This is a genomic window from Prevotella sp. OH937_COT-195, from assembly GCF_003932845.1.
Taxonomy (GTDB): Bacteria; Bacteroidota; Bacteroidia; order Bacteroidales; family Bacteroidaceae; genus Prevotella.
Window position 1 is genome coordinate 1 of the sequence record NZ_RQZH01000006.1, and the last position, 18878, is coordinate 18878.

General features: G+C 37.1%; 12 protein-coding genes, 4 tRNA genes and 1 pseudogene. 4 read left to right on the plus strand and 13 right to left on the minus strand.

Annotated elements, in window-relative coordinates; all coding sequences use genetic code 11:
• The 4 genes and pseudogenes from EII32_RS03765 to EII32_RS12070 all read right to left on the minus strand — a co-directional run.
• Positions 1-603, minus strand: a pseudogene (locus EII32_RS03765) (transposase); the annotation flags it as partial.
• A 366-nt stretch (positions 604-969) separates the two neighbouring features.
• Positions 970-3195 (minus strand): M6 family metalloprotease domain-containing protein, encoded by a 2226-nt coding sequence (locus tag EII32_RS03770; RefSeq protein ID WP_125234122.1) that lies wholly within the window; start codon positions 3193-3195, stop codon positions 970-972.
• 42 nt (positions 3196-3237) lie between these two features.
• Positions 3238-4005, minus strand: coding sequence for an EFR1 family ferrodoxin (locus EII32_RS03775; RefSeq protein ID WP_125234123.1), 768 nt, complete (start codon positions 4003-4005; stop codon positions 3238-3240).
• A gap of 99 nt (positions 4006-4104) precedes the next feature.
• Positions 4105-4175: transfer RNA gene (locus EII32_RS12070), tRNA-Cys, on the minus strand.
• 487 nt (positions 4176-4662) lie between these two features.
• On the opposite strand from EII32_RS12070, the gene EII32_RS03780 reads away from it, so the two are divergent.
• Both EII32_RS03780 and EII32_RS03785 read left to right on the plus strand, forming a co-directional pair.
• Positions 4663-4738, plus strand: a tRNA-Thr gene (locus tag EII32_RS03780).
• 38 nt (positions 4739-4776) lie between these two features.
• A tRNA-Gly gene (locus EII32_RS03785) sits at positions 4777-4849 on the plus strand.
• A gap of 23 nt (positions 4850-4872) precedes the next feature.
• Here the strand turns inward: EII32_RS03785 and uvrA are convergent.
• From uvrA to EII32_RS03805, 4 genes are all read right to left on the minus strand, one after another.
• Positions 4873-7701, minus strand: a complete 2829-nt coding sequence (gene uvrA, locus EII32_RS03790) for an excinuclease ABC subunit UvrA (RefSeq protein ID WP_125234124.1) — start codon at positions 7699-7701, stop codon at positions 4873-4875.
• Positions 7686-8495, minus strand: coding sequence for an NAD(+) diphosphatase (gene nudC / locus EII32_RS03795; protein WP_125234125.1), 810 nt, complete (start codon positions 8493-8495; stop codon positions 7686-7688). Before nudC ends, uvrA begins: the two co-directional genes overlap by 16 nt.
• 13 nt (positions 8496-8508) lie before the next feature.
• Complete coding sequence (locus EII32_RS03800) at positions 8509-10242, minus strand: bifunctional metallophosphatase/5'-nucleotidase (protein ID WP_125234126.1); 1734 nt, start codon at positions 10240-10242, stop codon at positions 8509-8511.
• 172 nt (positions 10243-10414) lie between these two features.
• Positions 10415-11929, minus strand: a complete 1515-nt coding sequence (locus EII32_RS03805) for a DUF4301 family protein (protein WP_125234196.1) — start codon at positions 11927-11929, stop codon at positions 10415-10417.
• A 117-nt stretch (positions 11930-12046) separates the two neighbouring features.
• Between EII32_RS03805 and EII32_RS03810 the strand changes: the two genes are divergently transcribed.
• Positions 12047-14281, plus strand: a complete 2235-nt coding sequence (locus EII32_RS03810) for a RelA/SpoT family protein (protein WP_125234127.1) — start codon at positions 12047-12049, stop codon at positions 14279-14281.
• 8 nt (positions 14282-14289) lie between these two features.
• Here the strand turns inward: EII32_RS03810 and truA are convergent, their stop codons facing one another.
• The gene (gene truA, locus EII32_RS03815) at positions 14290-15021 is read right to left on the minus strand and encodes a tRNA pseudouridine(38-40) synthase TruA (protein ID WP_125234128.1); all 732 of its coding nucleotides are present in this window, start codon (positions 15019-15021) and stop codon (positions 14290-14292) included.
• Between the two features lie 51 nt (positions 15022-15072).
• Entirely contained in the window at positions 15073-16578 is a 1506-nt protein-coding gene (gene dnaB, locus EII32_RS03820) for a replicative DNA helicase (RefSeq protein WP_125234129.1), read from the minus strand.
• A 125-nt stretch (positions 16579-16703) separates the two neighbouring features.
• Here dnaB and ispE point away from each other — a divergent pair, with 125 nt between their 5' ends.
• The gene (ispE, locus tag EII32_RS03825) at positions 16704-17507 is read left to right on the plus strand and encodes a 4-(cytidine 5'-diphospho)-2-C-methyl-D-erythritol kinase (RefSeq protein ID WP_125234130.1); all 804 of its coding nucleotides are present in this window, start codon (positions 16704-16706) and stop codon (positions 17505-17507) included.
• 266 nt (positions 17508-17773) lie between these two features.
• On the opposite strand, the gene EII32_RS12355 is transcribed toward ispE, so the two are convergent.
• The 3 genes from EII32_RS12355 to EII32_RS03840 form a co-directional block, all read right to left on the minus strand.
• Positions 17774-17986, minus strand: coding sequence for a hypothetical protein (locus tag EII32_RS12355; protein WP_199741388.1), 213 nt, complete (start codon positions 17984-17986; stop codon positions 17774-17776).
• Positions 17987-18130: 144 nt separating this feature from the next.
• A tRNA-Ser gene (locus EII32_RS03835) sits at positions 18131-18217 on the minus strand.
• Between the two features lie 63 nt (positions 18218-18280).
• The gene (locus EII32_RS03840; RefSeq protein ID WP_199741389.1) at positions 18281-18865 is read right to left on the minus strand and encodes an IMPACT family protein; all 585 of its coding nucleotides are present in this window, start codon (positions 18863-18865) and stop codon (positions 18281-18283) included.
• Positions 18866-18878 lie beyond the last annotated feature (13 nt).

Genomic DNA, 18878 nt, shown 5'->3' on the forward strand with positions numbered 1-18878 from the left:
TCCCTGACCAAACGACCGGCTATAGTGCGCAAACTTCGGTCTGCCTTGAGTGCCTTCCTGTGATTCTCGGGGTGATTGCGAAAACGCCGGTCGAGGGAGAACCCGCCTGATTATCTTTTTATGCGACTTGGAATCCGTGGGATAAGTGATGTTCTTCTCCTGTACAGTCGAATCTATGAAAGCCGTGCCAAAATGATCCTCATCATCGTTCTCGGTGTTGACACGGATGCTCTCCGCAAGGATTATTTCCATTCCTTGCTCACCTATGCGATTTCGAAAATGAACCAAATCGGAAGTTTCGCAAGGTTCTTTGGGAAGAAATTCCAATTGACCGCAGAAATACTGATAATAGGCATTTTCGCTCCACTGTAAAACGACGCTTTCATCGGAAACATTACGCAAGTGTTTCAGAATTAAAAGACCGCACATCAAGCGAACAGGATGAGCAGGGCGGCCATTGGTTCTACAATATAAAGGAGAAAAGGCATCTTCAAATCTGCGCCAATTGATTTTATTGGCAAGTTTGTAAAGAGGATGATTGTGATCGAGCATACCCTCTAAGGAAGAGAATAAGGATAGTTGGTTGGAGGTTCTTTTTAACATAAAATTCTGCAAGTTTTATACTGTAAAGGTACAAAAACTTGCAGAAATATACAAATAAATAAGAGGATAATTGATTATAAATCAGTAAAATAAACCCTTTTTAAGGAACGACTATGTTACATTTTTCTATTGACATACGTTCTGTCACAAGTTGATAATAAACATGTTTGTTATTCAATAGAATCGATTCGGCATTTTTGCCGAAATTGGTCGGTAAAACCGCCGAAATTGCATTGTAATTTAGGCGATATTGCAGCGTGATTAAGTACAAATGAGACACCTGTTTGGTGTAAAATAATGTAAAGAGTTGAGACCTCTGCAAAATCAATTGATTTTGCAGAGGTCTCTTAATGAAATTTGATATAATTACTTGACTACATATTTCTTACCATTTATGATATAAAGTCCTCTTCCGAGACTTTCTTTTGGTACATCAATGCGTATGCCTTCTATCGTATATATTGTGTCAATATTATTGACATTGTTACGTATATCGCCAATTGAATTTACTTCCTTGCTGAAGAAATATATATTGTTGATGTATATGGTTCTTCCGTTTCCGCCATAAAGTCTTAGACCGCCAATGCTTTCTATACCCATAAGTTCTTCTACCGAAAAGTCAAGCCTTGTCCATGTTTTTTCCTTCAAGTTGAAAGTCTGAGTGGAATTTTCACGTGCGATTCTTTCTGCCCCTGCACGTTCAATGGTCTTTTTACCAACAAAACTTATATTTAACTGCATGTTCTCGTATGCAAAAATATCTATATGCAGAGAATCTTTTTCTAAGACATCAAAGTTTTTTCCAAACAATATTTCGGCATCATTGAAATTGTTTGCCTCTATTACTTTATCGCCATTAGAATATGATGTGATTGAGGCATTGGTCATGGTTATGTTTCCCTCGGGTAAACCATTTATGAAAATACTGTCAACCTTAAATCCCTCTTTCTTTATTATAGTGTCGTTAGGCACAATATAATCAAATGTCAGTTTATCAACAGTTGCAGACATGTTTTCCTTTATGTTCAGTATAGGCTTACTATTGTCGTTGCCGGTGTACCATGGTATGGAGCAAAGATTGGTAACACCTAAAGAAGGGTAGGGGTCACCTTTCATACTATTCTTATACTCCTCCCTTGTCTTGGTGTTATCATAAGAACTGATATACTCCCCGTCTGCAGGTATTATTGTGTATCTTGAATGTCCGACAATATTGTTAACCGAATTTGACGACAATGAGAATGCCGTCTCATCATAATCTACATGCGTGACAAGCATTCCGTGACCATAAAGTGGTTTGTTCCAACCTTTTTTTTCGATATACTGCAATATAACATATTCTTTTCCGGAAATGTCTTTATCATTTTTTATCCTGTATGCTTTGCCACCGTTGTTTATGTTCCCCAATGCGACACTTCCTTTGTCTGCCGTTGAAAGGTCATTTATCGAGAACCATCCCATGGCTTCTCGTTCCCATGCGCTATACTCTGTTGGAGAGTATCCGTTTTTTAAGTATTCTCCACCATCCATAAGATCCCATAACTCCATTCCCGGATTGCATGCAGATTGTGCCTCTGCACTTACAGGATAAAAGTCGGGCAATCCCATGCAGTGCGAGAACTCGTGACAGAAAAGTCCAATACCGTTGATGGCATATTCAAGTCCCTGCTTTAAGAAAGCTCCGGGATACCCGTTTAATTCAGTGTGAACACCATATCGGTATGCCTTTTTTCCATTATATGTTCCAAAATGGAATGCTCCCGATTTAGGCCAAATGCAGTCTGTCGAGTTCTGCGACCATGATTGTGAATACCCTGCACAAATGACATATACCAAATCTATGTATCCATCGTTGTTTTGGTCATATTGTGAGAAATCGATCTCTTTTTGAGCCAGCCGGCACACTTCCGGCAGAAGCCTTTCCATGTGATCTCTGTTTCCTTCTCCATAGTATTTTAGTTCATGTGACAATTTTACCGGTCCGTATATGTCGAACTGTGGTTTAAATTTGCCGTAACTCATATCCTCGAAATATTTCTTCACGCTGCCATAATTTTTTCCTACCGTCCCGTTTCCTACGGTATTATCTATTTCGTCTGCATTAAGATACTGATTGAACACACTTTTCGGATCAGAATCTTTGAACGTGCTATCTGTAAATTCTGCGAGAATCACTATTGCTTTCGGATTTCCCGTATGTGGAAACAGGGTAGTATTGTCTGCTATCGGTTCTCGCCGTGCTGAATGCTTTGATATTTCTTTGTTGGCTTTTGCATAAAACAACTTACGGTTTTGTTTTCTTATCAATTCTTTTTCAACCGATGTCCTTGACGCACTCTCGTGCGCCAACTGTTTTGTAGGCAACAGGTTCCCCTCATTATCTACTTTCGCAATATAATAATCAAACCCTTCGTGCCAAAGCAATACTCCGTCGGATGTTGTGTACCAAACATAATGTTCGTCTCCGAATGCATAAACAGTAATTTTCGTGCCATCGCTTTGAGTTATAACAGCAGGTACAGGGTGTACTTTAGCCCCTTGTACAGATATTACAAATAACATAGACACGATAAAAAATACAAGTCTGTTCATCTCTTTTTCTCTTTTATATTTATAGTTCGTTATTTATATATTCTATTTGAAATAATATTGTCCTTTATGCTTGGTTCTTCTTCCATATTCTATGGCATGAGTTGGGCAGTGATGGTAGCAGTTGAAACATGTAAGGCATGTGTCATTGTGTTTCCATTCTGGTATTAATCCACGACCTCCATTTATGTCTCCTACGGGACATACGTTAGCACAAGTACCGCATCTTATACATTTTTCTTCTTCTACCCGAAATGGTTTGTCCGTTATGAGCCATTTTACGAACACCGTACCGAGTAAGTAACTATTTATCCACGGCCAACGACCTTTATATGTATTAGTAACTCCACGTTCCCGCCTCTTGATTATTTCGGCATAGTTTACGAGCAAATTTTGTGCTGTTTCTTTCTTTGTGAGTTCTTTTTGTGGCGTGTCAACGTCCATGAACGGCAGACCGACATAACTCTCCGGCATTATTAGTGAAAACATGCTGTCGATACTTATTCCTATCCGATTTAAATCTTTGACAAGAAATTCCATAGAAAGCCCAATGTCATCACCTGCAGTACATAATGCCCAACAATAGTTAGCATTATAATTTCTTATTCTAATTCTTTTAATGAAATTTCTTACTAAAACCGGTGGACGCCATCCATGTACGGGAAAACAGAATCCAATTCTTTCATTATTTCCAAGTTCATATTCCGAAAAAGCATTTACACTTGACATGTCAACAAGTGTATCTCCCATGACATCGGCCAAATACTTTGCTGCCCAAAGAGTGTTTCCTGTTGCCGAGAAATAGAAAATCATATAATGAAAGCAATAAAAGGGTTAATATTTGGAAGCAATTTTTATTTGAAAAAGCCTCCCCCGTTAAACACTAATGGAGAGGCTTTATTGTAATTGTAGAGGTACCTAGCAGAGTCGAACTGCTCTACACGGTTTTGCAGACCGTTACCTAACCGATCGGCCAAGGTACCATTTTTCATAACCGAGTGCAAAGTTAGTCTTTTATTTTTATTCCCGCAAATATTTGATGTCTTTTCTTTCCGACAAATGACATTTTCCCTTTCTTTTTACCTTTTTACTATGATGATGACTTCCCCCTTTAAGATTGCAACCATCACAACCATTACAAGGATTTCCGGTTCCACTTAACCTCTTCCATATCATGTACAAGGCACTGGACACAACTATAGATAAAATACTAAATACAATAATAATTTGCCAGTCCATACTATTTTTTTACCATGCAAAGATACACTAAAAATATTTTATAACAATGTTGGTTTTAACTTTATTAATGATTTGATGTTATTTTTATTTATATAGATGATTTGTTAAAAAGGTTAAATAATAGAAATTAACAGACATATATTTGTTGAAAGTAATAGAAAATAACTACCTTTGCAGCGCATTAAAATTAAAAAATGTTTCTTTAACATATTGAAGAATTATGGAATGCCTGCCGATATGGCTCAGTTGGTAGAGCAACGCATTCGTAATGCGTAGGTCCCGGGTTCGAGTCCCGGTATCGGCTCCAAAGTTCTTATTGATTCAAACATAGCGATTATTGCAAATGCGGCAATAGCTCAGTTGGTAGAGCATCGGCTTCCCAAGCCGAGGGTCGCGGGTTCGAGTCCCGTTTGCCGCTCTATTATTCCCCCTTACATTTATTTAAAGTTTTGCTTTAAGGTATTCCCCTGTAATACTTTTCTTGCATAACGAGATTTCCTCCGGTGTTCCACAGCACACAATGAAACCGCCGTCTGCACCTCCTTCCGGTCCTAAATCAATGATGTGGTCGGCACATTTTATCACATCCATATTATGCTCTATGACAATTATCGTATGTCCTCTCTCTATAAGTGCATCGAATGCAGATAGGAGTTTCTTTATATCGTTGAAATGAAGACCTGTTGTTGGTTCATCGAAAACGAACAGTGTAGGTTCTTGTCTTTCTTGCCCGATGTATAATGCGAGTTTCACTCTTTGATTTTCACCACCGGAAAGTGTTGATGAATTTTGTCCCAGTTTAATATAACCCAATCCTACCGCTTCAAGCGGTATCAGTCGGTTAACTATTGTTTTTTGATTGTATTTATTAAAGAATTCTATGGCCTCTGATACTGTCATTTCAAGAATATCGTTAATATTCTTTCCATTGAAATGCACATCAAGTATGTCTTTCTTGAAACGTTTCCCATTACAAGAGTCACATTGCAATGAAATATCCGCCATGAATTGCATCTCAACGGTAATTATTCCGGCACCTTTACACTCCTCGCATCTTCCTCCTTCGGTGTTAAATGAGAAATACTGTGGTGTAAATCCCATCTGTTTCGACAAAGGCAGGTCTGCAAATAATTGTCTTATGGCATCATACGCTTTAACATATGTTGCAGCATTCGATCGTGTACTTTTTCCGATAGGGTTTTGGTCAATCATTTCAACATGCTTTATCTCTTCCCAATCACCTTCAAGAGACACGTATTCTCCGGGCAGTTCGGCAACCTCGTTAATACGGCGTTTCAGGGCAGGGTAGAGTATTCCTTTAACGAGCGATGATTTTCCCGAGCCGCTTACACCGGTAACAACGGTCATTACGTTGAGTGGGAATTGTGCGTCTATACTTTTCAGATTGTTCATACGTGCCCCTTTCAACAGTATACTCATGTTCCACTGCCGCCTGCTTGTCGGCAATGTTATTTTTTTCTGTCCTGTGAGATAGCATACCGTATGACTTCTTACCTCTTTTTCGCTTTCGTAAGAATCTTTGTCCGTCAATCTGCAGATGTCATTAGTATCACCTTCAAAAACGATTTCGCCTCCAAATCTTCCTGCATCAGAACCTATGTCAACAAGATAGTCTGCAGATCGTATTATCTCTTCGTCGTGTTCTACCACAATCACTGTGTTGCCTATTGTCTTCAGTTCTTTCAGTACTTTTATCAGTCTATATGTATCACGACTATGCAGACCAATGCTTGGTTCGTCAAGAATGTATAGTGAACCAACCAAACTGCTTCCGAGAGAAGTTGTGAGATTTATTCTCTGACTTTCTCCTCCCGAAAGAGTATTTGACTGACGGTTTAGCGTAAGGTAGCCAAGTCCTACATTAACAATAAATTCGAGCCTGCTACATATTTCTGTAATCAGTCGTTTTGAGATTTTCTTTTCCTGTTCATTCAGTTCTATATTCTTAAACCATTCATAAAGATTTATAATAGGCATTTCTACGAGATCTGTTATGCTCATTCCGTTAATCTTTACATAGTTTACCTCTTTTTTCATTCGTGTGCCATGACAGGTCGGACATGTGGTTTTTCCACTATAACGGCTTATCATTATCCGATTTTGAATTTTGTACTTGTTTTCAGCAAGCATTTTGAAAAAAGCGTCAATTGATATTCGGTCGTGTTCATCGCGTTCTTTGTCTCCCGGCAGTCCGTGCCACAGCATATCCTTATGTTTACGGGAAAGGCTGTAGTATGGTTCGAATATCGGAAAGTTGTCATTGGCGGCACGTCTGCAAAATTCCTCTTGCCACATTTTCATTTTGTCGCCATGCCAACATTGTACACAACCATCAAATACACTGAGTGAAGAATTTTGTATTACGAGTTTCTCATCAATTCCCATTATCTTACCAAATCCTTCACATGTCGGACATGCTCCGAGAGAAGAATTAAATGAAAACATGTTATCGTTAGGTTCTTCGAAAACCATTCCATCTGCCTCGAAACGTTTGGAGAAATCGTAGGAAATGTTTGAAGGAAGAAACATTAACCTACATTCTCCGTTACCTTCATAAAAAGCCGTTTCTGAAGAGTCTATGATACGTGATATTACATCGCCGGATGTATCTACAGACAGACGGTCTATGAGAAGCATCAACTCATTCGTGTCTTTATCAAGGTTTTCCTTGTTTTCCATGAAATCATCAATCCTTACGAAATCATTATCTACCCAAAGTCTTACAAAACCTTCTTGAAGATACATCTTCAACTGTTTTTCAAGACTTCTGCCTTCAGGCAAGTTTATCGGGGAAAGTATTACGAAACGTGTGCCGTTACCATATTGTTTAGTACATGTTATTATGTCTTCGATGGTGTGTTTCCTAACCTCCTTACCGCTTAAAGGAGAGTAAGTTCTACCGATACGGGCAAACAGCAATCTGAGGTATTCGTATATTTCCGTTGACGTGCCAACTGTGGAACGCGGATTCCTTGATATTACTTTCTGTTCAATGGCTATGGCCGGTGGCAACCCTTTTATATAGTCACACTCGGGTTTGCTCATTCTTCCGAGAAACTGTCTTGCATACGATGAGAGACTCTCCACGTACCTTCTCTGACCTTCGGCATAAAGAGTATTAAATGCCAACGATGATTTTCCGGAACCACTGACACCGGAAATGACTATAAATTTGTCACGAGGAATATTTAGCGAGATATTCTTCAAGTTATTGACTCTCGCATTCCTTATTTCTATGTAGTTATGCATATTTGTTCTTGCTTATCTTTATCATTGTTTTGAAGCCAATTGTCAATAAGTTGTCTTGCTATTGATAGTTTTTCGGGGATCTGTGGCAGATTGTTTTTGCCGAACCATCCTCCGGAGGACAATTCTGAATGTTGCAAATGAATGTCTCCACCGGCATAATCGGCATTAAATCCGACCATAAGACCGGAAGGGTAGGGCCATGGTTGTGAGGCAAAATATTTCAAGTTGGTTATTTCCAACCCTGTTTCTTCTCTGACTTCACGTACTGCGGCTTCCTCAAGTGTCTCGCCAGTCTCAACAAAGCCTGCCACCAAACCGTAGTAGTTATCTTTAAAATTTTTCGCATGAACCAGTAGTACTTCGTTCTCTTTATGTATAAGCACTATAACTGCTGTGGCCAACTGTGGCCATGCTTCTTTTCCACAATTTGTGCAACGCTTTGATATGTCGGTATCTTTCTTCATTGGCTCACCGCACACACCACAGAATTTGGTGTTTATATCCCAATATATAATCTCCGCACATTTTCCTGCCTTAAGGTAAAGTTCGTAAGTAAGTTTAGAATACGAAACTCGCAGTCCGCACATTTCAAATTCGTCGTTATCAGTTACGGGAGTATCTATATTGTATGTCTTTACATTAATTTTACCAAGTGGCGATATGTCATGAATAGTCGTCCATGGTTTTATATCGGTAGGCGGATGTTCGCTGTATGGTATGTCATATTTACCTTCCATGGTTTTATGAAGCAATATGTCTGACTTACAGAAAACGAACCAGTACTTTTTTTTCATCAGAGTTTAGTTTTTATTTGTCGAAAATTAATTTCTTGTCCCTCTCTATAGCCGGAACGATCCATGCTTCAGGAACAAAACGCCAGTTGTTATTCGCCTTAGGATATATAACACCCATTTTCTCAATCTCTTTAATGAGATAATAACGTTGATCTTTGTCGCTTGCATACACACGTCTTTTTTTTAATTCGTCATGCGGTATACATGCACCACACGTTAATAATTCACCGCCACCGTTTCCGCGATAACTATTCATCACCACATTATACCATTTGTCTTCTTCAAATGGTTCGCTGTTTGACATACTCAATATATGTACTTTATTCCCATTGGGCTTAGTCACATCAACTTCATATATTATACCGGCAGCACTGTCAAAATTGAATGCAAGGTTCTTGAAACCGAAACGCTGCTTATCGTTCTTTGAATATGTGTCAAGGAGCATAATGTGATCATCGGGGGATTTCATTGTGGAAACCCATAAATCATAACTCATCTCAAGATGTTTCCGAACTTCTTCACCGGTCATGCGAAGTACAAATATTTGGTTCTCATATCTATATAGATTGAACATATCGCCAACTCGCAAATCACCTTTGGCTATCTTGTTGTCGAATGTAAGTGGCGCATTGAATGAGATGTCTGCCCCAGTAAGTTTGAGTTGAATGTTATGAATAAAATCAGTAAATGGTGCACTGCCGAAATAACAGTCTCTGGTAAACATTGTGGATTCGCATTTGCCAATAATTCTATCAACATAATCTCTCACACTATCAATTTGAGACTCGAAGTCAGCAACGAAATCCATGTCTATGTCTTCATTCGATATATCTACCACATCGCCATCAATTTTTTTACTTATGATCTTTCCATCTTCAATTCTTACAGAGACTCTTGCATCACTAACCATAAAAGCATTGCATGAAGGATCGAGACAAAGCACATCATTTCCGGCAGTATTTTTTATAATATCTTTATGATTTGTATGGTCATGCCCATAGAAAATAATATCAAATCCCGGAATTTCCTTTGCGACTTTCATAGACTGATCTTCTTCATATTCATCAGTCTTAATACCTCCCTCTCTTCCACTATGAAATAGTCCAATAACGAGGTCGGCATGCTCATTTTCTTTAACATAATTAACCCAAAAGGAGGCACTCTTTACAATATCTTCAAAACGTAGGCCAAGCCATAATTCTTCACATAACCAGTTGGGTATTGCAGGAGTAAGCATTCCAATTACTGCTATTCTAAGTCCGTCTCTTACGAATATCGTATATGGTTTTATGTATGGCTTATTCGTATTTGTATCAATTATGTTTGCACCGAGCATCGGACATTTTACTTCTCTTATCCATTTATCATAAACATCGTGTCCTGTTTCTATATCATGGTTTCCTATTGTCTCGGCATCATACTTAAGATAGTTTACGACACTTGCTGCAACATTTTCCATATTAGGATTAACATAATTACAATAATAGCATGTTGGCTGTCCTTGAAGAATATCGCCATTGTCGAGAAGCAATAAGTTTTCTCCATATTTACTCCTTAACTTGTTTACATAAGTACTTACACGTGCCAAAGTTCCTTTCATTGGTTTGCGATTAATAAAATCGTATGGAAAGAAGCATCCGTGTACGTCGCTCGTCTGTATAATCCTAAGTTCTATATTCTTTGTTTTAGCCATAATATTAGTATTCACACAAAAAACTGCAAAGAGTATGAAAATGTTTTTTCTCATAATTTTATAATTTGAACCGCAAAGTTACGAAAAAACAATCTTAATCTTCTCTTAATTAAAAAGTTTAACGAATGGATTTAAATAAAACATGACAGATTGGGTATTATGATAAATAAAACAATGCTCTATATTTCGTTTTTATAAAATGAATTATATAAACTTGAACTTTGCTCTATTGATGTTGTGTTCTTAACAAATCATTAATTGTTTTGACTGGATTAAATGTTTCTAATGGTACTTCAACAAAGATAGTATTCCAATCACTCATTGCACCATTCCAAAGTCCTGGTAATTCGAGAGCTTTAAGTTCTTTTCCACCACTACTTTTAGTACTTATAAAACCTGTCTCGTTGTCAACATATTTATTCAGACAGAATGGATTACCTTTAAAATCTTTTATTGCACATACAATGTCAACAGGATTAAAGTGTGTTCCATTATTAAACATGTTCATGTAATCCTTATTATTTTTGTCTATCTGACTACTTTCAAGGATTTGCAAACTTAACGTTCCATCCTGATTATATGTTACAAATGGTCCTCCACCTGGCTCTCCGACGTTTTTTACTACTCCGCAAACTCTAATTGGACGATTTAATTTGTTTCTCAAATAACAAGACAATTCTGAATCACAAAGTTCCTTGGCACCATCTTTAACACAATACAGGTCTTCTTCGGTAAACTTGAGTATCTCCAAAAGTCTTTCACGTGAACAAGAGTTATCAATCATATTGATATAGTTGAATATCTTTTTCTGCAATGAAATAAGAAATCCTGCAATAATTTGTTTGTAATTTACTGTTTCTTGTTTCAAATGATCAGGTACAACATTATCAATGTTCTTTATAAATACAACATCAGCATCAATATCGTTTAAATTTTCAATTAATGCTCCATGTCCTCCGGGACGGAATAGTATTTCCCCGTCATCTTTACGAAAAGGAATATTATCCGGTGTAACGGCTATTGTATCAGTACATTGTTTTTGTTCAGAGAAACTTATATTGTAATCTATGCCAAACTTGTCTGTGTATATTTTTTGCTTTTTTAAAACTTCTTGTTCGAAAGAGTTAAGATGTTCATGGCTAACAGTAAAATGAACTGTGGCTACTCCTCCACTATCTGCATATAATGCCGCTTCTACGAGATGTTCTTCCATAGCAGTTCGTGCTCCTTCTTCATAGTTGTGAAAAAGTAAAAGTCCTTTTGGTAACCGTCCATAATTCAGTCCATTGTTATTAAGCATTGATTTTACTACATCTTTGTAATTCCCATCAGCAACAAGTTCGGATATATCTTTTCCATAATTATTAATACAAGTCTCATTAAGTGCATTGAAGAATGCAAATTTCTTAATATTATCAAAGAAATATTTTTCAAAATCTGTTTTCGGCTTGCTGTAAGGAGCATCAATAAAGGTGAATATATCTTTGAACATACGGGTCGCTGCTCCGCTCGCAGGAACAAATTTTACAATTTTCCTACCTGTTGTTTTATATTCTTTCCATTCGTTTATATAATATTCTTGTTGTGTTTTTGTCAGTGAAAAGATTCCGTTTCCTATAGAGGCAGCCCTCTTTATTTTAAGAAACGGGAAACCGATTTTGAAAGTTTCAAGTTGTTTTTCTATCTGTTTTTCGGTAATTCCTTTTTGGGCGATTTGTTTTAAATCAGAACTTGACAGCATAATCGTATTATTTATATTTATTATTTTCCAATTCATTCGCAAATATAGTTACTTTTTCTTAAACAAGAAAGATTATAACAGAAAAACAATAACTTTGCAATAAATAAATCAAAAAACATGGATGAAAGATTAAGTTTTACATCAGAAGAAAAGTATGAGGCGTATGAGATTATACGCAGACTGTTGAAAACAACGAGTCCGAAATTGAATAATAGCGAGAAGAAATTTATTGTAAAACATCTATATGACGCGAACAATAAAGGCTTGCTTCAACGGGATTCTTTTGGTCTTAATCCAATTTTAACAAGTTTACAAACAGCGTTAATTGCATCGGAACAAATTGGGTTGGGCAAAGACTCAATCATGGCGACATTGCTTTATAACACGACAGAACAGAATCGTTTCGAAGACTTTGAAAATGAAGGAATCATAAATGAGGATGTTACAAGAATAATATACGGTCTTGCAAGGATTAAGCAACTTTATAAAAAGAATCCTATTATTGAAAGTGAAAACTTTAGAAACCTTCTACTTTCATTTGCTGAAGACATGCGCGTTGTATTAATCATTATTTCTGAACGTGTAAACTTGATGAGACGTATTAGGGATAATGCCAATATCAATGCAAAAAAAAATGTTTCGGAAGAAGCTAATTACCTTTATGCACCATTGGCTCACAAGTTAGGTCTCTATCAATTAAAGAGCGAACTTGAAGATCTTTCATTGAAATATCTCGAGCGCGATGCCTATTATATGATTAAAGAAAAACTTAATGAAACTAAAAAAAGCAGAGACCAATATATAGACTCATTTATATATCCGATAAGACAGGAACTTGTTTCTGCCGGATTTGATTTTCAAATAAAAGGTCGTACTAAGAGTATTCATAGTATTTGGCAGAAGATGAAAAAACAGCATTGTGATTTCGACCGAATATTTGATTTATTCGCAATACGTATTATATTGAAAGTAGATGAAACAGAAAATGAGAAAAAGTTCCATGCTTTGGAAAAGAAACTATGCTGGCAGGTATTCTCGATAATAACAGACATGTATCAGCCCAATCCGAAACGACTAAGAGATTGGCTTTCAATGCCTAAAACAAACGGATATGAAAGTTTGCACATAACGGTTCTTGGACCTGAAAGTAAATGGGTAGAGGTGCAGATTAGAACAGAGCGTATGGATGATGTGGCAGAAAAAGGAGTTGCGGCACATTGGAAATATAAAGGACTTAAGGGAGACGGCGGACTTGACGAATGGCTTAAAAGCATACGTTCTGCAATTGAGAACAGTGACGATCTGGAGGTTATGGAAGAATTCAAGATGAACCTTTATGAAGATGAAATATATGTTTTTTCTCCAAAAGGCGATCTCTTTAAACTTCCTAAAGGTTCAACGGTATTAGATTTCGCATATACAATTCATACAGCAGTTGGCAACAACTGTACCGGTGCGAAGATTAATAATAAGATAGTGAATTTCCGTCATGTCCTGCAAAGCGGGGATCAAATTGAAATAATAACATCAACAAAGCAAAAACCAAAGCGCGATTGGCTGTCGTATGTAAAAACATCACATGCTAAAAGCAAAATACGCATGGCACTGCGAGAATCGCAAGTAAAGGAAAGCCTGATGGCAAAAGAAATGCTTGAACGCAGGCTTAAAAACCGTAAAATAGATTTAGACGAATCCATAATGAATCAACTTATTAAAAAAATGGGATTCAAACAGACTACAGATTTTTATCATAAGATAGTAAGCGGTTCAATAGATTTATCGGAAATAATAGAAAAGTATGATGATTTAAAAAAACATGACAAGACTTTACGTTATACACAACAAACACGAAGTGCAGAGGAGTTCAACTTTGATGGAACGAATGTGTCATTGACAAATGAAAACGATGACGTTCTTGTAATAGATAAAAACATAAAAGGAATTGAATATCAACTTGCCCGTTGCTGCAATCCAATATATGGTGATGATGTTTTTGGATTTGTTACCGTAAACGGAGGTATAAAAATACATCGTAACGACTGTCCTAACGCATCAGAATTGAGACGTAGGTTTGGATATCGCATAGTAAAGGCAAAATGGGGCGGCAAGGGAGTTTCACAATACAACATCTCATTAAGGATAATCGGAAATGATGATATTGGGATAGTGAGCAACATTACAAATATTATCTCAAAAGAAGAGAAAATATTGACGAGAAGCATCAATATTGATAGCCATGACGGACTTTTCCGAGGTGTAGTGGTAGTAAATATTTATGATACTCAGAGACTTGATAAACTTATAAAGAAAATAAAAACTATAAAGGGAATAAAGTCTGTTGAAAGAATTTAGCAACGGTGTCAATACTTAATGTCTTCAAGAAACAGTGCATGGGCGGGCATACTCTCACCGGCATTCATTCTGTCTCCACTTTCAACAATATGATTGAATTGCTCAATGGTAATGCGTCCCCTGCCTACGTCTATCAAGGTGCCGACTATTGAACGTACCATGTTACGCAGGAAACGGTTGGCTGTTATTCTAAAAAAACATCTCCCATCCCCTATCTCATGCCAATAAGCCTCATTGACAACACAAGTAGTTGTTTTTACGTCACTCCCACTTTTACAGAATGATGCAAAATCGTTTGTACTAACAAGGGTTTGGGCGGCAATATTCATATTCTTGAAATCAAGAGGAAAACTTGTTTCCCAACTATATTTGTCAATAAACGGGTCTTTTTTAGTATGCAAATAATAATGATATGTTCGTGAGGTGGCACTGAATCTTGCATGAAGACTACAATCAACCTTCTCAATTCTATGTATTGATATGTCACTCGGCAAAAAACGATTGAGTCTGTAATGCAATTGCAATTCGTCTATACATTCTTCTGTATCAAAATGTGCAGCCATAAATCTTGCATGTACTCCGGCATCGGTTCTTCCTGCTCCTACTATTTCCATTTCATTATGCAATATTATACTTAATGCTTTTTCAATTTCTTGTTGCACTGTAATGCCATTTGGCTGTTTCTGCCAGCCATGATATCGATATCCGTCATAGCATAAAAAAAGGAAATATCTATTCATTGAGTATTATCTTTAAATAGTAATATTTTTAGTGTAAATATATAATAAATCTCAAAAACTATCAACATTATCAATAGGCATCGTTCCGAAAGGGGAGTCATTAATTATAGGCAAATCCCCTACCCCGCTGTTTATCTTGGAGCCAAATACTTCGCCCTCATAATCCAAATGTGAATCTCCGGGGTTTTCAAAACGTGTAAATTCTCCACGGAAATTAAGAAGAACATCTTTGGTTTCTCCCTTACGATGTTTGGCAATTATTATTTGAGCCTTTCCTCTAAGATCACGCCCGTGATCATCTTGATTAATATGATAGTATTCCGGACGATGTACAAATATAACCATATCGGCATCTTGTTCTATTGCTCCGGATTCGCGCAAGTCACTAAGTTGCGGACGTTTACCTTCGTTTCCTTCACGGTTTTCAACAGAACGATTTAACTGTGACAATGCAATTATGGGAATATCCAATTCTTTTGCAAGCCCTTTAAGACTTCGGCTTATGGTGGAAACCTCCTCTTGTCGGCTTCCAAACCTTGCTCCGTTGGCATTCATAAGTTGAAGATAGTCAATCATCAAAATTTTGACATTTTTTTCTCTTACCAAACGCCTTGCCTTTGTTCTAAGTTCAAAAATACTCATTCCCGGGGTATCATCAATATATAACGGAGCCACTTGCATTTTTCCTATATTCTTGTCAATGCGTTTCCATTCCTCATCATCGATTTGACCATTAAGAATTTTCTTGCCGGATATTTCACATACATTAGATAAAAGTCTGTTCACGAGTTGAACATTACTCATTTCCAAAGAGAAGAATGCAGCCGGTATTTGATAATCCATAACGATGTTCTTTGCAAGCGAAAGTGCGAACGAAGTCTTTCCCATTGCCGGACGACCTGCAATGATTATGAGGTCGCTGGGCTGCCATCCTGATGTTATGTCGTCCAATTTGTCATAACCGGTAGGAATGCCGGTAAGTCCTCCTTCGTTTTCTGCCGCCTTTGTTAACTGTTCAAGAGCTTGCTTCACCACAGGTTCTATTTGTGTATAGTCCTGTTTCAAGTTTTTTTGGGAAATCTCAAAAAGCGAACCTTCTGCTTCTTGCATTAATTCGTCAATATCTTGAGATTCGTCAAAAGCCTTTGTCTCTATTACACTTGCGAAACTTATCAACTGACGTGCAATATATTTTTGGGCAAGTATGTGTGAATGATATACTATATTGGCAGAAGAAACTACTTTTGAACTCAATTCCAATATATATCCGGGGCCGCCCACCTCTTCAAGAACTCCGTCTTTGGCAAGTTGATCCGTAACGGTAATAATATCAATCGGTTTCTCTTCCATGCTGAGAGACTGTATTGCCCTGAAAATTTTCTGATTGCGAGGTTCGTATAATGTTTCCGGACGCAGTGTGTCGCTAATCATACTGAAAGCGTCTTTATCTATCATAAGTGCGCCAAGTACTACACGTTCTGCATCTAAAGCCTGTGGCTGCAAATGACCATATACGGAATCAATGGGACTGGTATTTTTCTTCTTCTTTTCCGGCATACTCTCTTTTTGTTTTTCGCAAAGGTACTCAATTTATTTAATATTGCCCCAAAATTACTCATCTAATTTTGTATATTCGATATTATTAGACTACCTTTGCATTTCTAATGCAATATAATTGAAATATGATAGTTTATCCTTGTGCAAAAATCAATTTGGGATTAAATGTAGTGAATAAGCGTACTGATGGCTACCACGACCTTGAGACGGTTTTCTATCCGATTCCTCTTTATGACAAATTAGAGATTGAACAATCCGATAAAATAACATCATTAGAACTTAAAGGTACTCCTCTTTATGGTAAGATGGAGGACAATCTCGTTATAAAGGCGTATAACGCATTAAGACAAAAATATTCTATTCCAAACGTAAAAATTACTCTTGAAAAACATATACCTTCTCAAGCAGGATTGGGCGGAGGATCAAGTGATTGTGCATATACAATAAAGGCATTAAATGATATGTTTTCTATTGGAATGAATTATTCGGAAATGAAAGAAATTGCTGTTACTCTTGGTGCAGACTGCCCTTTTTTCATAGAGCCACAACCTTCGTTTGCAACTGGTATAGGTGATAAACTTAGTCCTATACCATTCTCTTTAAACGGATATTGGATTGTCATCATCAAACCGCCGTTTGCTGTTAGTACACGCGAAGCTTTTTCAAATATTATACCAATGCAACCGAAGAAACGTTGCGATTTAACTGTTCTTGGTGACATATACGAATGGAGAAATAATCTCTTAAATGACTTTGAAAACAGTGTATTTGGAATATATCCAATTTTGGAAAAGATAAAGCAAGATTTCTATGATCGGGGAGCAATTTATTCAAGTATGAGTGGCAGTGGTTCTTCAATGTTTGCTATTTTCAAAGACGAACCTACGATATTTAATATTAATGGAGAATATTATAAAATGATTTTGTGATTTCAATATCTAAAATCTATCATTAACCCCCGGTGCGTATTCCGTCATATTTTAATAAAAATATTGTCATTACTTGTTCAAAATTCCTTGTTTCCTATTTCCGTTTTGTGGCATATTGGCAAGCAAATTCGCCTGTTTTACACTTCAATTTGGGCGGTATTGCTAAATGATTTCGCCTAAATTGCGATCATCCATATATCTGTTGCGATATCTTTTTTAATGTAAATAAGATAAATTATACAATAAATCTGCTCATATCAATGATTTCAATGCCCATTTATATAATCGAGTAAAAATAAAAAACAGTTATGTCTTTTTACTCCAAATCTGTCATTAGAACCCTCAACCGATTTTGTTCGATTGTTGAGCAGATGTACAGCCGTTTCATCGAAGGCGTATCGGGCTACATCGAGATGTAATGGCTGCGCAGATGTCAGCAAGCGGGCTAAAGCAGTCGGGAAGCGTAACGGCAATGGCAAATCTAAGCAAATGCGGTCTAATGACTGATTTGGGTTTAATTGCTTATACTGATCGGTGAAGTGTATCATCGTTTTACAATCAAGACTTACTGAAAATCAACAACAAAGGGAAGGCCGTTTTACTGACTTCCCTTTATACTTCTGCGGAAGGTGAGGGATTCAAACCCCCGATACCCATAAGGGTATACCGGATTTCGAGTCCAGCGCGATCGATCACTCTGCCAACCTTCCTTCTTCCTTGTTTAATGGTGCAAAGGTAATGCTTTTAAATGACAACTCAAAATATTTTTATTATTATTCAAAAGAAAGTTTTGCAAGTCTGTCTTTTAGTTGTTCGGCAAGAGATTTCCTTATAGATAAAGAAATAACACATGTGTTGTCATAACTTTGAGATAATATTCGGGGTTGCATTTCTTTAACTACTTTCATAACCTTGTTCATCATTATGTATGGGAATGTAAAATCAATCTTTTCTTCAATAAGTTTGCATAATATTTCAGAATGTCTTATGGCGTCTGCTGCTGCTTCGCGATAAGCAACGATTAATCCGCCGGTACCAAGATTTACTCCGCCATAATATCTTACAACTACTATAAGAACGTCCGTAATTTCGTTACAGTTTATTTGTCCAAGTATAGGTTTCCCAGCAGTACTGCTCGGTTCTCCATCATCGTTTACACGAAATTCCGTTCTTTCTGCTCCAAGCATATATGCATAACAAACATGGCGAGCATCAAAATATTTCTTTTTGTAATGTGAGACAAATTCCTTAACCTCTTCAATACTTTCAACATGATGAGCAAAGGCGAGAAATCTACTCCGTTTCTCGGTGTAGTATCCCTCGCCCATTTTTCCTATGGTCTTGAAACTATCTTCCAAAACTTTGTAAAGT

What these genes read in the sequence shown, in the direction of transcription:
- EII32_RS03770 (WP_125234122.1), bottom strand. Translation starts at nt 3,195, where the DNA reads ATGAACAGACTTGTATTTTTTATCGTGTCTATGTTATTTGTAATATCT.
- EII32_RS03775 (WP_125234123.1), bottom strand. Translation starts at nt 4,005, where the DNA reads ATGATTTTCTATTTCTCGGCAACAGGAAACACTCTTTGGGCAGCAAAG.
- uvrA (WP_125234124.1), bottom strand. Translation starts at nt 7,701, where the DNA reads ATGCATAACTACATAGAAATAAGGAATGCGAGAGTCAATAACTTGAAG.
- nudC (WP_125234125.1), bottom strand. Translation starts at nt 8,495, where the DNA reads ATGAAAAAAAAGTACTGGTTCGTTTTCTGTAAGTCAGACATATTGCTT.
- EII32_RS03800 (WP_125234126.1), bottom strand. Translation starts at nt 10,242, where the DNA reads ATGAGAAAAAACATTTTCATACTCTTTGCAGTTTTTTGTGTGAATACT.
- EII32_RS03805 (WP_125234196.1), bottom strand. Translation starts at nt 11,929, where the DNA reads ATGCTGTCAAGTTCTGATTTAAAACAAATCGCCCAAAAAGGAATTACC.
- EII32_RS03810 (WP_125234127.1), top strand. Translation starts at nt 12,047, where the DNA reads ATGGATGAAAGATTAAGTTTTACATCAGAAGAAAAGTATGAGGCGTAT.
- truA (WP_125234128.1), bottom strand. Translation starts at nt 15,021, where the DNA reads ATGAATAGATATTTCCTTTTTTTATGCTATGACGGATATCGATATCAT.
- dnaB (WP_125234129.1), bottom strand. Translation starts at nt 16,578, where the DNA reads ATGCCGGAAAAGAAGAAGAAAAATACCAGTCCCATTGATTCCGTATAT.
- ispE (WP_125234130.1), top strand. Translation starts at nt 16,704, where the DNA reads ATGATAGTTTATCCTTGTGCAAAAATCAATTTGGGATTAAATGTAGTG.